3 protein-coding genes, 5 tRNA genes and 6 rRNA genes are annotated in these 18,101 nt (G+C 41.2%); all 14 read right to left on the bottom strand.

Going from position 1 to position 18,101, the window contains the following annotated elements; all coding sequences use genetic code 11:
* Positions 1-111: 111 nt before the first annotated feature.
* On the bottom strand, positions 112-2,205 hold the full coding sequence (gene fusA, locus CLMAG_RS00810) for an elongation factor G (RefSeq protein WP_066616567.1): 2,094 nt from the start codon (positions 2,203-2,205) through the stop codon (positions 112-114).
* A 236-nt stretch (positions 2,206-2,441) separates the two neighbouring features.
* Positions 2,442-2,516 (bottom strand) — tRNA-Asn (locus CLMAG_RS00805).
* A gap of 6 nt (positions 2,517-2,522) precedes the next feature.
* Positions 2,523-2,639, bottom strand: a 5S ribosomal RNA gene (gene rrf / locus CLMAG_RS00800).
* 263 nt (positions 2,640-2,902) lie between these two features.
* Positions 2,903-5,805 (bottom strand): 23S ribosomal RNA (locus CLMAG_RS00795).
* 265 nt (positions 5,806-6,070) lie between these two features.
* Positions 6,071-6,147: transfer RNA gene (locus CLMAG_RS00790), tRNA-Ile, on the bottom strand.
* A gap of 132 nt (positions 6,148-6,279) precedes the next feature.
* Positions 6,280-7,791, bottom strand: a 16S ribosomal RNA gene (locus CLMAG_RS00785).
* A gap of 1,048 nt (positions 7,792-8,839) precedes the next feature.
* Positions 8,840-8,915 (bottom strand) — tRNA-Ala (locus CLMAG_RS00780).
* Positions 8,916-8,918: 3 nt separating this feature from the next.
* Positions 8,919-8,995, bottom strand: a tRNA-Ile gene (locus CLMAG_RS00775).
* Between the two features lie 5 nt (positions 8,996-9,000).
* Positions 9,001-9,117, bottom strand: a 5S ribosomal RNA gene (rrf, locus tag CLMAG_RS00770).
* 156 nt (positions 9,118-9,273) lie between these two features.
* Positions 9,274-12,177 (bottom strand): 23S ribosomal RNA (locus CLMAG_RS00765).
* Positions 12,178-12,446: 269 nt separating this feature from the next.
* A 16S ribosomal RNA gene (locus CLMAG_RS00760) occupies positions 12,447-13,958 on the bottom strand.
* The 16S, 23S and 5S rRNA genes sit together here with 4 tRNA genes alongside, the layout of an rRNA operon.
* Before the next feature lie 391 nt (positions 13,959-14,349).
* Complete coding sequence (murD, locus tag CLMAG_RS00755; RefSeq protein WP_066616566.1) at positions 14,350-15,726, bottom strand: UDP-N-acetylmuramoyl-L-alanine--D-glutamate ligase; 1,377 nt, start codon at positions 15,724-15,726, stop codon at positions 14,350-14,352.
* A 485-nt stretch (positions 15,727-16,211) separates the two neighbouring features.
* A complete protein-coding gene (locus CLMAG_RS00750; RefSeq protein ID WP_066616564.1) occupies positions 16,212-17,603 on the bottom strand; it encodes a glycine--tRNA ligase in 1,392 nt (463 codons plus the stop codon).
* A 325-nt stretch (positions 17,604-17,928) separates the two neighbouring features.
* A tRNA-Asn gene (locus CLMAG_RS00745) sits at positions 17,929-18,003 on the bottom strand.
* Positions 18,004-18,101: the final 98 nt, after the last annotated feature.

The raw sequence follows: 18,101 nt of genomic DNA, 5'->3' as shown, positions 1-18,101 counted from the left end.
ACTGAGTTACTACAAATTAACTATTATATTTATTTTCTCTTATAATTTATTAAAATATGCAAAATATTATTACAAAAACCCTAATAGCGATATCACTATTAGGGTTGCTATCTATACTTCTTCTTTAACCTTTAATCGTTTAGATTCTTCTATTATTTTATTTACCTCAGTTGCTGGAACTTCCTCATACCTATCAAATTTCATATTGAAACTTCCTCTTGCTTGAGTCATGGATTTCAAATCTGTAGCATATTTAAACATTTCCGATTGAGGAACTTCAGCTATTATTTTCTGGTTATCTGAGCAAGGCTCCATTCCTAAAACTCTTCCTCTCTTTTTATTTATGTCACCAATAATATCGCCCATATAATACTCTGGAACTACTATTTCAACGTACATAATTGGTTCTAATAATACTGGTTGAGCTTCTACAAGACCCTTTTTATAAGCTATAGATGCTGCTACTTTAAATGCCATTTCTGATGAGTCTACAGGATGGTAAGAACCATCATGCAAAGTGGCCTTTAATCTTATTACTGGATATCCTGCTAATACACCATGCGATATACAATCCTTAAGCCCTTTCTCAACTGCTGGAATATACTGTCTAGGAACAACTCCTCCAACCACTTGATCTACAAATTGTAGCCCATCTTCTCCATCATTTCTAGGCTCAAATTTAATTTTTACATCTCCATACTGCCCATGTCCACCGGATTGTTTTTTATGTTTTCCCTGAACATCTGCAATCTTTTTTATAGTCTCTCTATAAGGTACTTTGGGAGTTTGAAGCATTACATCTACCCCAAACTTACTTTTCAGCTTGCATGCTATTATATCAAGATGGGTTTCTCCCATTCCTGAAACTATAGTTTCAGCATTTTCTAAATCTCTTGATACATTAAAAGTAGGATCTTCTTCTAATAATTTATTTAACCCATTGGAGATTTTATCCTCATCATTTTTAGATTTTGGCAACATAGCCATAGACATTATTGGTTTAGGAAACTCTATATTTTCAAAAATTATAGGTTTAGAATTATCGCATAAGGTATCCCCCGTAGCAGTATATTGTAGCTTTGATACAGCCCCAATGTCACCTGCTATAATTTCATTTGTTGGAATCTGCTGCTTACCTTTTAAGAAATACATAGTTCCAACCTTTTCAGATTTATCTTTATTAGCATTATAAACAATAGAATCTGATTTTACTTTTCCGGTCATTACTTTAAATAAAGACAACTTCCCAACAAAAGGATCCGCTATAGTCTTAAAAACAAAGGCAGAAAATGGCAAACTTTCATTAACCTTAATATCTATATCAGCGCCTTCTTTTAAATCTTTAGCTTTAATTGGTTCTGAGTCCTCAGGTGATGGAAAACACTCAACTATATCTTCAAGTAAAGTTTCTATTCCTATTCCATTTAATGCTGAACCGCACATAACTGGAGTAATTTCTCCTTTTGCACACCCACTTATCAATCCATTATATATTTCTTCATCATTTAATGTTCCTTCACTAAAATATTTATCAAGTAAAGATTCATCAGTTTCAGCAACAGCCTCAATAATCATATTTTTACACTGGTCAATTTTATCTATAAGTTCATCTGGTATTTCAGATTCAATCATTCTCTGATTTTTTTCATCAAATATTCTTGCCTTTCTCGAAATAACATTTATAACACCTTTAAAGTTATTTTCACTTCCTATAGGATATTGTACAGGGACTACTGACATTCCAAACTTTTCTTTAAGCGATTGTAAAATTTTATCAAAATCAGAGTTTTCTCTATCTAACTTATTTACATAGAGAGCTTTAGGTAACTTATATTCATTAACATAATGCCAAGCTTTCTCTGTACCAACTTGAATACCTGATATTCCTGATACAACTATCATTGCTATATCAGTTGCTCTTAGTCCTTGAAAAGTCTCTCCTACAAAATCAAAATATCCTGGTATATCAACCAAATTTATTTTAACATTTTTCCACTCACATGGAGATATTGATGTTGATATAGATATTTTTCTTTTTCTTTCTTCTGCGTCATAATCACTAATTGTATTACCTTCCTCTATTTTGCCAAATCTATCTGTAGCCTTTGCATAATAAAGTATTGCTTCTGTTAAAGTAGTTTTGCCTGAACCACTGTGTCCAATTATACCCATATTTCTTAAGTTTTTGGTTGTGTAGTTTTTCATAAGCAATTCCCCCTTACTTTTAAGCTTAATTATATATTCTATTTTAATTTAAAAATTCCTTTCAGAATTAAATAAATTTTCTAAATAGTTTGATTATATCTTTACCATTCATTTTATTTTTATGCTCCCTACTATATAAATTATTAAAAATATTTTCTACAGGATTTTCAAGTACAAAAAAACACTAGCTACTAAAACTATAGCTAGTGTCTATTATCCTAAGCAAAAAATAAAAATGGCTCCGTGGAGAGGATTCGAACCTCCAACCCTTCGGTTAACAGCCGAATGCTCCACCATTGAGCTACCACGGAACATCTACCTGGCGACGACCTACTCTTCCACAGGGCCTCCCCTGCAGTACCATCGGCACTGTAAAGCTTAACCTTCGTGTTCGGAATGGGAACGGGTGTTACCTTTGCGTCATTATCACCAGATTTATTTAGTTGAGAGTTAAGAATTAATAGTTAAGAGTTATGCTTGTTTTTTCTCCTAGCGTCGAAAAAACGATAATTATACTAACTAATAACTTTATACACAATAAATTATTAACTCTTATGAGAATATTATTCTCTGAAAATTGCACAGTGATAAGTATAGCTTTTTTATATAGAGCTTAATTAATTTAAATTTTAGATTTTCACGCTAGTGAAAATCATCATTAACTCTTAATTCTCAACTCTACACTCTTAACTATTTTTTGGTCAAGCCCTCGACCTATTAGTATTAGTCAGCTGAACATGTTACCATGCTTACACCTCTAACCTATCAACCTTGTGTTCTTCAAGGGGTCTTACTAGCTTATGCTATGGGAAATCTTATCTTGAGGTGGGCTTCACGCTTAGATGCTTTCAGCGTTTATCCCGTCCTGACATAGCTACCCAGCTGTGCTCCTGGCGGAACAACTGGTGCACCAGAGGTCAGTCCATCCCGGTCCTCTCGTACTAAGGACAGCTCCTCTCAAATTTCCTACGCCCGCGACGGATAGGGACCGAACTGTCTCACGACGTTCTGAACCCAGCTCGCGTGCCGCTTTAATGGGCGAACAGCCCAACCCTTGGGACCTACTTCAGCCCCAGGATGCGACGAGCCGACATCGAGGTGCCAAACCTCCCCGTCGATGTGGACTCTTGGGGGAGATCAGCCTGTTATCCCCGAGGTAGCTTTTATCCGTTGAGCGATGGCCCTCCACGAGGAACCACCGGATCACTAAGCCCGACTTTCGTCCCTGCTCCACTTGTTTGTGTCGCAGTCAGGCTCCCTTCTGCCTTTGCACTCTTCGAACGATTTCCAACCGTTCTGAGGGAACCTTTGGGCGCCTCCGTTACTTTTTTGGAGGCGACCGCCCCAGTCAAACTGCCCACCTAACAATGTCCCGTGACCAGTTTCATGGCCGCCGGTTAGAATCCCAGTACTGTCAGGGTGGTATCCCAAGGTTGACTCCACAAAGGCTGACGCCCTTGTTTCTCAGTCTCCCACCTATCCTGTACAGACAATACCGAAATTCAATGCTAAGCTACAGTAAAGCTCTACGGGGTCTTTCCGTCCAATCGCGGGTAGCGAGCATCTTCACTCGCAATACAATTTCGCCGGATTTGTTGTCGAGACAGTGCCCAAATCATTACGCCATTCGTGCGGGTCGGAACTTACCCGACAAGGAATTTCGCTACCTTAGGACCGTTATAGTTACGGCCGCCGTTTACTGGGGCTTAAGTTCATACCTTCGCTTGCGCTAAGTATTCCCCTTAACCTTCCAGCACCGGGCAGGCGTCAGCCCCTATACTTCAGCTTTCGCTTTAGCAGAGACCTGTGTTTTTGCTAAACAGTTGCTTGGGCCTATTCTCTGCGACCTACTTGCGTAGGCACCCCTTCTCCCGAAGTTACGGGGTCAATTTGCCGAGTTCCTTGACAACAATTCTTCCGCTGGTCTTAGGATTCTCTCCTCACCTACCTGTGTCGGTTTGCGGTACGGGCGCCAACATCCTCCATAGAGACTTTTCTTGGCAGCGTGGAATCAGATACTTCGCCCATAAGGGTTCCCCATCACACCTCAACATTGACTAAACGGATTTGCCTGTCTAGTCTGTCTAGATGCTTAGACGCACATCCAATAGTGCGCACATCTTATCCTCCTGCGTCATCCCATTTGTAATAACGTCAGTTGGCGGTATCGGAATATCAACCGATTGTCCATCACCTACGCCTTTCGGCCTCGGCTTAGGCCCCGACTAACCCTGAGCGGACGAGCCTTCCTCAGGAAACCTTAGGTTTTCGACCAATAAGATTCTCACTTATTTCTCGCTACTTATGCCAGCATACTCACTCCTGTACAGTCCACCGCTCCTTTCGGTACGACTTCAATCCATACAGGAAGCTCCTCTACCACTGATACTTACGTATCAATCCATAGCTTCGGTGGTAAGTTTTAGCCCCGAACATCTTCGGCGCAGGATCTCTCGACTAGTGAGCTATTACGCACTCTTTAAATGAGTGGCTGCTTCTAAGCCAACATCCTAGTTGTCTTAGAAATCCCACATCCTTTTCCACTTAACTTACACTTTGGGACCTTAGCTGATGGTCTGGGCTGTTTCCCTTTTGACCACGGATCTTATCATTCGTAGTCTGACTGCTTTGATTCAAGTATATGGCATTCGGAGTTTGATAGGGTTCAGTAACTGTTGTCAGCCCCTAGCCCATTCAGTGCTCTACCTCCATTACTCATTCAAAACGCTAGCCCTAAAGCTATTTCGAGGAGAACCAGCTATCTCCGAGTTCGATTGGAATTTCTCCGCTATCCACAGCTCATCCCATGGTTTTTCAACACCAACGTGGTTCGGTCCTCCACGGAATTTTACTTCCGCTTCAACCTGTCCATGGATAGGTCACCCGGTTTCGGGTCTACGACATGCAACTTTTCGCCCTATTCAGACTCGGTTTCCCTTCGGCTCCATACCTTAAGTATTTAACCTTGCTACACATCGTAACTCGCTGGCTCGTTCTACAAAAAGCACGCCGTCGCACATAAAAGTGCTTCGACTGATTGTGGACACACGGTTTCAGGTTCTATTTCACTCCCCTTCCGGGGTTCTTTTCACCTTTCCCTCACGGTACTGCTTCACTATCGGTCACCAGTTAGTATTTAGCCTTGGGAGGTGGTCCTCCCTGCTTCCCACAAGGTTTCACGTGTCTCGTGGTACTCTGGATTAGACCTGACTGCTTTTTCTTTTCACTTACAGGGCTTTTACCTTCTACGGCGGAGCCTTCCAGCTCTCTTCAGTTAAAAAATTGCAGTATTTATGGTCTATCCGCAACCCCAGGAACAAGTTCCTGGTTTGGGCTCTTTCCCTTTCGCTCGCCGCTACTTAGAAAATCGATTTTTCTTTCTCTTCCTCCGGGTACTTAGATGTTTCAGTTCCCCGGGTATACCTCTATAAACCTATGAATTCAGTTTACAGTACATTGCGTTAGCAATGTGGGTTGCCCCATTCGGAAATCTCTGGATCACTGGCTATTTGCGCCTACCCAAAGCTTATCGCAGCTTATCGCGTCCTTCTTCGGCTTCTGGTGCCAAGGCATTCACCATGCGCCCTTTGTAGCTTGACCTATATCGAAAATTGCTATAAACTTCGCATCTCTTCGTCAAATCTCTCGCTGCGGTGCTCATTTACCAGTCAGTAAACTCTGCTCCTCGCTCAGGCTTTTCCTCGATCTGCTCGTTTCTATCAATTTTCTGGTTTTAGTTCATAAAAATCTACAAAGGTGTTACCTATACTCTCGTACAAGTAGTTTACCTTTAGCTTTACTTTTATTTTTGTTAAACAATTGCGTTGTTTAACGTTTCTTCACTGTGCAATTTTCAAAGAACAATTGGTGGGCTTAAATGGACTCGAACCATCGACCTCACGCTTATCAGGCGTGCGCTCTAACCAGCTGAGCTATAAGCCCTTATTTTTTTGAGATATTAATTCTTAATAATAATGATACACGTTAGTATCTATTATATATTAATCCCTCAAAATTAAACAGAGTGTAAACAAACCGTTCAAAGTAGAATTACCTACTTTGTCGACTCCTTAGAAAGGAGGTGATCCAGCCGCAGGTTCTCCTACGGCTACCTTGTTACGACTTCACCCCAATCACTAACCCCACCTTCGGCCGCTGGCTCCTTTACAGGTTACCTCACGGACTTCGGGTGTTGCCAGCTCTCATGGTGTGACGGGCGGTGTGTACAAGGCCCGGGAACGTATTCACCGCGACATTCTGATTCGCGATTACTAGCAACTCCGGCTTCATGTAGGCGAGTTGCAGCCTACAATCCGAACTGGGATAGGTTTTTGAGTTTTGCTCCACCTCGCGGTCTTGCATCTCTCTGTACCTACCATTGTAGCACGTGTGTAGCCCTGGACATAAGGGGCATGATGATTTGACGTCATCCCCACCTTCCTCCCGGTTAACCCGGGCAGTCTCACTAGAGTGCTCAACTTAATGGTAGCAACTAATGATAGGGGTTGCGCTCGTTGCAGGACTTAACCTAACATCTCACGACACGAGCTGACGACAACCATGCACCACCTGTCTCCCTGCCCCGAAGGGCTTCATGCATCTCTGCACTATTCAGGGGATGTCAAGTCCAGGTAAGGTTCTTCGCGTTGCTTCGAATTAAACCACATGCTCCGCTGCTTGTGCGGGCCCCCGTCAATTCCTTTGAGTTTTAATCTTGCGATCGTACTTCCCAGGCGGAGTACTTATTGTGTTAACTGCGGCACAGAAGGGGTCGATACCTCCTACACCTAGTACTCATCGTTTACGGCGTGGACTACCAGGGTATCTAATCCTGTTTGCTACCCACGCTTTCATGCCTCAGCGTCAGTTACGGTCCAGAGAATCGCCTTCGCCACTGGTGTTCTTCCTAATCTCTACGCATTTCACCGCTACACTAGGAATTCCATTCTCCTCTCCCGCACTCTAGATATCCAGTTTGAAATGCAGCACCCAAGTTAAGCTCGGGTATTTCACATCTCACTTAAATATCCGCCTACGCATCCTTTACGCCCAGTAAATCCGGACAACGCTCGCCACCTACGTATTACCGCGGCTGCTGGCACGTAGTTAGCCGTGGCTTCCTCCTTTGGTACCGTCATTATCGTCCCAAAAGACAGAGCTTTACAACCCGAAGGCCTTCATCACTCACGCGGCGTTGCTGCATCAGGCTTTCGCCCATTGTGCAATATTCCCCACTGCTGCCTCCCGTAGGAGTCTGGACCGTGTCTCAGTTCCAATGTGGCCGATCACCCTCTCAGGTCGGCTACGCATCGTCGCCTTGGTGAGCCTTTACCTCACCAACTAGCTAATGCGCCGCGGGTCCATCTCAAAGCGGATTACTCCTTTAATTAGTTCTTCATGCGAAAAACTAATATTATGCGGTATTAATCTCCCTTTCGGGAGGCTATCCCCCTCTTTGAGGCAGGTTACCCACGTGTTACTCACCCGTCCGCCGCTAATCCACCCCGAAGGGCTTCATCGCTCGACTTGCATGTGTTAGGCACGCCGCCAGCGTTCGTCCTGAGCCAGGATCAAACTCTCAATTTAAAAGTTTGAATGCTCATTACTGTTTTACTCACTACTAATATATAGTAGTTAAAGAATTGCTGGTTTAGTTTACTTAATAAAAATCATTTGATCTTTAACCTCTGTTTAATTTTCAAGGATCATGTCGCTCATCTCAGCGACTTTTACATCTTATCATACAAAAGAAAGTTTGTCAACATGTTTTTTTATTTATCAACACATCTTTACGACTTGGTAATGATACCACAACCATCAAGCTCTTGTCAATAACCTTTATTAAATCAAATTAACAATTTATTTTCCTTTGTTACAAGGACAAGTGTTATTATATCATAGTACTTAACTTATGCATAACCTTATTCTTTAAATATTTCAACTTATATCTATTTTCCTTTAAATATTTAATTATCATTACAAATTACTGCTAATGACACGCTTGGAAATGTTGTTGATTAACAATTCTTCTTTATAACTTTACTCCTCTTTTTTTCATTTGAATTAATTAAAATATTTACATGGAATTGATATTTAAGTTCTTTTAACCTGACTAACTTGTCGTAAGTCTCCAACTTTATATGAAACTCCTCTTCCTAACGTCAGAGGAGTACTCATAGAGTAAGCGACCATCACCAAATCATAGATTTTGGTTTTCTGCTTAAGTGGGAGTTCAACACCAAGTAAGCCATGCATTCGCAGCTATTCAATTCACATGGAGTAAAAGAATCCCCATCTGAATTGAAATCTTGCTTCAATTAGCGCAGCTATACCCATAGCACCTATCTTCTAAATATCTTCAATATAAATTTTTAGTTCTAACAAAAGTCTTAAAGTAAGAGACATAAGAACTTTATTCAGATGGAGTTTCAAACTCCACCTGATTCTTAGTTGAGCGAATTCAGGGCCATAACCACTCACAACGTACACTTTGAAAAAAACGACTCACACTGTGCGAATGGGAGTATTAGATCGGGTAGTCATCAGATAAAAGTTACTGGTGAAGTTTCAAACTTCTCTATATAAACTTTCTCTTTAAATAAAAAAACGAAGTAGTTAAACTACTTCGTTTTTATGGTGGAGATAAAGGGATTCGAACCCTTGACCCCCTGCGTGCAAGGCAGGTGCTCTCCCAGCTGAGCTATACCCCCATATGGTGGACCTTCAGGGACTCGAACCCCGGACCTACCGGTTATGAGCCGGTTGCTCTAACCAACTGAGCTAAAGATCCATATTACCTGGCAACGACTTACTCTTCCACACAGTCTCCCGTGCAGTACCATCAGCACTGTAAAGCTTAACCTTCGTGTTCGGAATGGAAACGGGTGTTACCTTTACGTCATTATCACCAGATCATTAATGACTACTACATTTATAGATTATATAGCATCTATTTTAGTTTGTCAACACTTTTTAGAAAGTTTTTTATAAAATATCTAAATTCTTTATTTTTACTGTTTATGAATATGATTTTAGATACTTATTCTTTCAAAATTGCACAGTGAAAATTAGGTCAAGCCCTCGACCTATTAGTATTAGTCAGCTGAACATGTTACCATGCTTACACCTCTAACCTATCAACCTTGTGTTCTTCAAGGGGTCTTACTAGCTTATGCTATGGGAAATCTTATCTTGAGGTGGGCTTCACGCTTAGATGCTTTCAGCGTTTATCCCGTCCTGACATAGCTACCCAGCTGTGCTCCTGGCGGAACAACTGGTGCACCAGAGGTCAGTCCATCCCGGTCCTCTCGTACTAAGGACAGCTCCTCTCAAATTTCCTACGCCCGCGACGGATAGGGACCGAACTGTCTCACGACGTTCTGAACCCAGCTCGCGTGCCGCTTTAATGGGCGAACAGCCCAACCCTTGGGACCTACTTCAGCCCCAGGATGCGACGAGCCGACATCGAGGTGCCAAACCTCCCCGTCGATGTGGACTCTTGGGGGAGATCAGCCTGTTATCCCCGAGGTAGCTTTTATCCGTTGAGCGATGGCCCTCCCACGAGGAACCACCGGATCACTAAGCCCGACTTTCGTCCCTGCTCCACTTGTTTGTGTCGCAGTCAGGCTCCCTTCTGCCTTTGCACTCTTCGAACGATTTCCAACCGTTCTGAGGGAACCTTTGGGCGCCTCCGTTACTTTTTTGGAGGCGACCGCCCCAGTCAAACTGCCCACCTAACAATGTCCCGTGACCAGTTTCATGGCCGCCGGTTAGAATCCCAGTACTGTCAGGGTGGTATCCCAAGGTTGACTCCACAAAGGCTGACGCCCTTGTTTCTCAGTCTCCCACCTATCCTGTACAGACAATACCGAAATTCAATGCTAAGCTACAGTAAAGCTCTACGGGGTCTTTCCGTCCAATCGCGGGTAGCGAGCATCTTCACTCGCAATACAATTTCGCCGGATTTGTTGTCGAGACAGTGCCCAAATCATTACGCCATTCGTGCGGGTCGGAACTTACCCGACAAGGAATTTCGCTACCTTAGGACCGTTATAGTTACGGCCGCCGTTTACTGGGGCTTAAGTTCATACCTTCGCTTGCGCTAAGTATTCCCCTTAACCTTCCAGCACCGGGCAGGCGTCAGCCCCTATACTTCAGCTTTCGCTTTAGCAGAGACCTGTGTTTTTGCTAAACAGTTGCTTGGGCCTATTCTCTGCGACCTACTTGCGTAGGCACCCCTTCTCCCGAAGTTACGGGGTCAATTTGCCGAGTTCCTTGACAACAATTCTTCCGCTGGTCTTAGGATTCTCTCCTCACCTACCTGTGTCGGTTTGCGGTACGGGCGCCAACATCCTCCATAGAGACTTTTCTTGGCAGCGTGGAATCAGATACTTCGCCCATAAGGGTTCCCCATCACACCTCAACATTGACTAAACGGATTTGCCTGTCTAGTCTGTCTAGATGCTTAGACGCACATCCAATAGTGCGCACATCTTATCCTCCTGCGTCATCCCATTTGTAATAACGTCAGTTGGCGGTATCGGAATATCAACCGATTGTCCATCACCTACGCCTTTCGGCCTCGGCTTAGGCCCCGACTAACCCTGAGCGGACGAGCCTTCCTCAGGAAACCTTAGGTTTTCGACCAATAAGATTCTCACTTATTTCTCGCTACTTATGCCAGCATACTCACTCCTGTACAGTCCACCGCTCCTTTCGGTACGACTTCAATCCATACAGGAAGCTCCTCTACCACTGATACTTACGTATCAATCCATAGCTTCGGTGGTAAGTTTTAGCCCCGAACATCTTCGGCGCAGGATCTCTCGACTAGTGAGCTATTACGCACTCTTTAAATGAGTGGCTGCTTCTAAGCCAACATCCTAGTTGTCTTAGAAATCCCACATCCTTTTCCACTTAACTTACACTTTGGGACCTTAGCTGATGGTCTGGGCTGTTTCCCTTTTGACCACGGATCTTATCATTCGTAGTCTGACTGCTTTGATTCAAGTATATGGCATTCGGAGTTTGATAGGGTTCAGTAACTGTTGTCAGCCCCTAGCCCATTCAGTGCTCTACCTCCATTACTCATTCAAAACGCTAGCCCTAAAGCTATTTCGAGGAGAACCAGCTATCTCCGAGTTCGATTGGAATTTCTCCGCTATCCACAGCTCATCCCATGGTTTTTCAACACCAACGTGGTTCGGTCCTCCACGGAATTTTACTTCCGCTTCAACCTGTCCATGGATAGGTCACCCGGTTTCGGGTCTACGACATGCAACTTTTCGCCCTATTCAGACTCGGTTTCCCTTCGGCTCCATACCTTAAGTATTTAACCTTGCTACACATCGTAACTCGCTGGCTCGTTCTACAAAAAGCACGCCGTCGCACATAAAAGTGCTTCGACTGATTGTGGACACACGGTTTCAGGTTCTATTTCACTCCCCTTCCGGGGTTCTTTTCACCTTTCCCTCACGGTACTGCTTCACTATCGGTCACCAGTTAGTATTTAGCCTTGGGAGGTGGTCCTCCCTGCTTCCCACAAGGTTTCACGTGTCTCGTGGTACTCTGGATTAGACCTGACTGCTTTTTCTTTTCACTTACAGGGCTTTTACCTTCTACGGCGGAGCCTTCCAGCTCTCTTCAGTTAAAAAATTGCAGTATTTATGGTCTATCCGCAACCCCAGGAACAAGTTCCTGGTTTGGGCTCTTTCCCTTTCGCTCGCCGCTACTTAGAAAATCGATTTTTCTTTCTCTTCCTCCGGGTACTTAGATGTTTCAGTTCCCCGGGTATACCTCTATAAACCTATGAATTCAGTTTACAGTACATTGCGTTAGCAATGTGGGTTGCCCCATTCGGAAATCTCTGGATCACTGGCTATTTGCGCCTACCCAAAGCTTATCGCAGCTTATCGCGTCCTTCTTCGGCTTCTGGTGCCAAGGCATTCACCATGCGCCCTTTGTAGCTTGACCAATTTATCACTCATATTTCTATGAGTTTGATTAAAGTTACAAAGGTTATTACTTATTATATAAGTAGTTCTACCTTTAGCTTTACTTCTATTTTTGTTAAACAATTGCGTTGTTTAACGTTTCTTCACTGTGCAATTTTCAAAGAACAATTTGAGAATTTATTTTACCACCTTAACACTACCGTGTCAATGGATAAATAATCCCTCAAAATTAAACAGAGTGTAAACAAACCGTTCAAAGTAGAGTTACCTACTTTGTCGACTCCTTAGAAAGGAGGTGATCCAGCCGCAGGTTCTCCTACGGCTACCTTGTTACGACTTCACCCCAATCACTAACCCCACCTTCGGCCGCTGGCCCCTTTACAGGTTACCTCACGGACTTCGGGTGTTGCCAGCTCTCATGGTGTGACGGGCGGTGTGTACAAGGCCCGGGAACGTATTCACCGCGACATTCTGATTCGCGATTACTAGCAACTCCGGCTTCATGTAGGCGAGTTGCAGCCTACAATCCGAACTGGGATAGGTTTTTGAGTTTTGCTCCACCTCGCGGTCTTGCATCTCTCTGTACCTACCATTGTAGCACGTGTGTAGCCCTGGACATAAGGGGCATGATGATTTGACGTCATCCCCACCTTCCTCCCGGTTAACCCGGGCAGTCTCACTAGAGTGCTCAACTTAATGGTAGCAACTAATGATAGGGGTTGCGCTCGTTGCAGGACTTAACCTAACATCTCACGACACGAGCTGACGACAACCATGCACCACCTGTCTCCCTGCCCCGAAGGGCTTCATGCATCTCTGCACTATTCAGGGGATGTCAAGTCCAGGTAAGGTTCTTCGCGTTGCTTCGAATTAAACCACATGCTCCGCTGCTTGTGCGGGCCCCCGTCAATTCCTTTGAGTTTTAATCTTGCGATCGTACTTCCCAGGCGGAGTACTTATTGTGTTAACTGCGGCACAGAAGGGGTCGATACCTCCTACACCTAGTACTCATCGTTTACGGCGTGGACTACCAGGGTATCTAATCCTGTTTGCTACCCACGCTTTCATGCCTCAGCGTCAGTTACGGTCCAGAGAATCGCCTTCGCCACTGGTGTTCTTCCTAATCTCTACGCATTTCACCGCTACACTAGGAATTCCATTCTCCTCTCCCGCACTCTAGATATCCAGTTTGAAATGCAGCACCCAAGTTAAGCTCGGGTATTTCACATCTCACTTAAATATCCGCCTACGCATCCTTTACGCCCAGTAAATCCGGACAACGCTCGCCACCTACGTATTACCGCGGCTGCTGGCACGTAGTTAGCCGTGGCTTCCTCCTTTGGTACCGTCATTATCGTCCCAAAAGACAGAGCTTTACAACCCGAAGGCCTTCATCACTCACGCGGCGTTGCTGCATCAGGCTTTCGCCCATTGTGCAATATTCCCCACTGCTGCCTCCCGTAGGAGTCTGGACCGTGTCTCAGTTCCAATGTGGCCGATCACCCTCTCAGGTCGGCTACGCATCGTCGCCTTGGTGAGCCTTTACCTCACCAACTAGCTAATGCGCCGCGGGTCCATCTCAAAGCGGATTACTCCTTTAATTAGTTCTTCATGCGAAAAACTAATATTATGCGGTATTAATCTCCCTTTCGGGAGGCTATCCCCCTCTTTGAGGCAGGTTACCCACGTGTTACTCACCCGTCCGCCGCTAATCCACCCCGAAGGGCTTCATCGCTCGACTTGCATGTGTTAGGCACGCCGCCAGCGTTCGTCCTGAGCCAGGATCAAACTCTCAATTTAAAAGTTTGAATGCTCATTACTGTTTTACTCACTACTATATTATAGTAGTTAAAGAATTGCTGGTTTAGTTTACTTAATAAAAATCATCTGATTTTTAACCTCTGTTTAATTTTCAAGGATCAATCTATTTAATAAGTACGCTTTAAGAATTTTTCTTTTCTCCAAACGACATGTGTAATCTTATCATATTTATTCATCCTGATATTTATATAAAATGTTATTTTTCGCAAATATAATTAAATTTCTCACTAGTTCTAATTTATATTAAGTTTTATATATATTGATACACCTGGATAAGTTAATTCCATATAATTTGATTTTACAAAAATTATAATTAAAATAATAACTCCTTATTTAAGACAAATAAGGAGTTATCGATGCTTCAAATTATTTATATTTTGCCCACTATATCTTTAAATACATTTCCTCTAATTTCAAAATTAGCAAACATATCAAAACTTGCACATGCTGGAGACAGTGTTACTATATCACCACTTGATGCAATCTCCCTTGCCTTATAAATAGCAGATTCTAATGTATCTTCTATAATTATAGGAAGTTCTATATCTTTATCCCTAACAAAATTCTCAAAAGCCTCTTTTATTTTGTATTTTGTTGCTCCTATTAATATTAATATTTTTATTTTATGATATCCTTCCTCTGCTAAAGGTTCAAAAGGAATTTTCTTATCATATCCACCTGCAATCAAAATAACTGGTTTTTCAAAGGCATTCAGCCCAGCTAAGGTTCTACTAGGACTGGACGCAATAGAATCATTATAATACTTTACACCACCTATTTCTCTTACAAATTCACACCTATGTTCTACACCAGCAAAGGTTGTCGCAACCTTTCTCATATTTTTAATCTCTACATCTCCGCTGACCGCACAAAAAGCTGCAAGCAAGTTTTCTACATTATGCATACCTTTAAGCTTTATTTCGTTAAGGTCACATACAGCTTCTTCATTTATATATAATTTATTATTTTTAAAGCACCCGCCTTGCACTACGTCCTTCCTTATACTAAATAAGTACGTTTCTCCATTAGCTTCCTCTGTCATAGAATTAGTTAGCTCATTATCTTGATTTAATATTAATAAGCCTGACTCTTCTTGATACTTAAATATATTTTTTTTAGCTTCAACATATTCATCCATATCTTTGTGAATATCCAAATGATTAGGACTTAAATTTGTAATAACAGATATTTCTGGTGATACATTCATAGTCATAAGCTGAAAACTTGATAACTCTAATACCACTCTATCATCCATACTCATTTCTTCTATATTTGTAAATAACGGTGTTCCTATATTACCTCCAACCCAAGTTTTATATCCCTGTTCTTTGAGCATATTATAAACTAAAGTTGTTGTTGTAGTTTTTCCATCGCTTCCTGTTATTCCATATATTTTCGCTGGACAGTATCTAACAAACTCCTCCATTTCCGAAGTTATATACGATCCCTCTTCTTTAGCTTTAACCAATGCAGGACTATCAATTCTCATAGAGGGAGTTTTAAAAATCACCTCAAACCCCTTTAAATTATCCAAATAGTCTTCTCCTAGGACAAGATTAACTCCTTTTTTTCTAAATTCTATAGCAGTTTCTCCTAATTCATTCTCTTTTTTTCTATCAAATGCACTTACCTGCGCACCTAGTTGAACTAAAAAATCTATTAAAGGTGTATTACTAATACCTATACCAACCACGGCTGTTTTTTTTCCTCTTATAAACTTCTTAAATATATCAAAATTTTTCTTCATCAAAAACCTCCAAAATTAAAACCTAATTATTAAACTAGCCTTTTATTAAATTATATCACTTTCAATGAGAAATTGAATTATTTTCTAAGTAGCTTTTAAATTCTTTATACGACAAATTTCTTCACATTCTTTAAATTTACTAAAGTTCATTTAAGTTTAATAGATATATAATTTCAACAGCGAATACTGTCGAAATTATGAGAATATACTTAATTTATAAACTTTATTATATTCTATTGAATTCTACTGTTTTTCTATGCTATACTATGAATGTGCCGTAAGGAAACATTAATATAATTCCCCAAGTTTTAATTAAACATATAACATATCCCCATGATTAAACCCTATTTTCGCCGGATAAAATATCCGGCTTTTTTCTTTTTTGAGCTAATCCGATTATAATACAATTAAATTTTTTCATAGAAAATAGGTACATTTATCCTTGAGTTATATCAAATGTAAATGTACCTGTTTCCATTAGTCTATTAGAATTCCATCTTTTCTTTTATAAAGTTTTTAAGTTCATCTATTTTAATTCTGAATTGTTTCATAGTATCTCTATCTCTTATAGTTACAGAATTATCTTCTAAAGTATCAAAATCAACAGTTATACAGTATGGAGTTCCAATTTCGTCTTCTCTTCTATATCTCTTCCCTATACTTCCCGCTTCATCATAATCTACATTGAATTCTTTTCTTAAATCATCATAGATATCTAACGCCTTTTCAGAAAGTTTTTTAGTAAGCGGAAGGATAGCCGCTTTAAATGGAGCCAATGCAGGATGGAAATGAAGTACTGTTCTTACATCGCCATCTTCAAGTTCCTCTTCATCATAAGCATCTACTAAAAACGCCAAAACCGCTCTATCTGCACCTACTGAAGGCTCTATACAATATGGTATATATCTCTCGTTAGTTGTAGGATCAAGATATGATAAATCTTTTCCTGAATGAGTCTGATGTTGTTTTAGGTCATAATCAGTTCTATCAGCAATTCCCCACAACTCTCCCCATCCAAATGGAAATAAATATTCAATATCAGAAGTAGCATTACTGTAATGTGATAATTGTTCCTTTGCATGATCCCTAAATCTTACATTTTGTTCTTTAATACCTAGTTTCAATAAGAAATTCCAGCAATACTCTTTCCAGTAACCATGCCATTCTAAATCAGTACCAGGTTTACAGAAGAATTCAAGCTCCATTTGCTCAAATTCTCTAGTTCTAAATGTAAAGTTACCAGGTGTTATCTCATTTCTAAAAGCTTTACCTATTTGAGCTATACCAAACGGCACTTTCTTCCTGGTTGTTCTTTGTACGTTTTTAAAGTTTACAAATATACCTTGTGCTGTTTCTGGTCTTAGATATATTTCTGCTTTACTATCCTCTGTCACCCCTTGGAAAGTCTTAAACATTAAATTAAATTGTCTTATGTCAGTAAAGTTCTTCTTACCACAACTAGGACAAACTATTTCATGTTCATCAATATATTGTTTTAGCTTTTCATTACCCCATCCATCAGCACATGCCTTCTCTACTCCCTGTGCTGTCATATGATCTTCTACTATCTTATCAGCCCTAAATCTAGTTTTACATTCCTTACAATCCATAAGTGGGTCTGAGAAGTTCCCAATGTGTCCGGATGCAGCCCAAACATCACTATTCATAAGGATAGCACAATCTACTCCTACATTATGTTTACTTTCATGAACAAACTTTTGCCACCATGCTTTTTTAACATTATTTTTTAATTCTACACCTAAAGGACCATAATCCCAAGTATTTGCTAACCCTCCATATATCTCTGATCCTGGATATACATATCCTCTGTTTTTAGCCAAAGCTACTACCTTATCCATAGTTTTTTCCACAGCCATAAAATCTACCTCCATAATTTTAGATATAAAAAAAAGACCTTACCATAAAGGGACGAATACTTATTCCGCGGTTCCACCCTTTTTGGCCTTAGCCCTACTCTTAGTTCTACATCACTCCGAAGCTCCCTTCGCGATAAACTCATGATTATTCGCACCTACCACAATCTCTCTTTAAAGATATTTATCATTACTCTTCCTCATCATAGTGAAATATTAAATTATTTATACATTATATTACAATATAAAAACACCTGTGTCAACATTAACCAATACTTTTATTGTTTCCTGTTAAAATTATATTATCCATTTGTCAAAAAATAAAAAATGGCTCCGTGGAGAGGATTCGAACCTCCAACCCTTCGGTTAACAGCCGAATGCTCCACCATTGAGCTACCACGGAACGACTTAACTTACATGTATTATTATAACAGGTATTTTTTAAAATGCAATAGCTTTTTCTATGTTTTTTTGCTTATTTCGCATTTTTTTAGTAAAAAC

Source organism: Clostridium magnum DSM 2767, from assembly GCF_001623875.1.
In the GTDB taxonomy this organism is placed as follows: domain Bacteria; phylum Bacillota; class Clostridia; order Clostridiales; family Clostridiaceae; genus Clostridium_AM; species Clostridium_AM magnum.
This window is presented reverse-complemented; position numbering and strand designations above follow the sequence as displayed.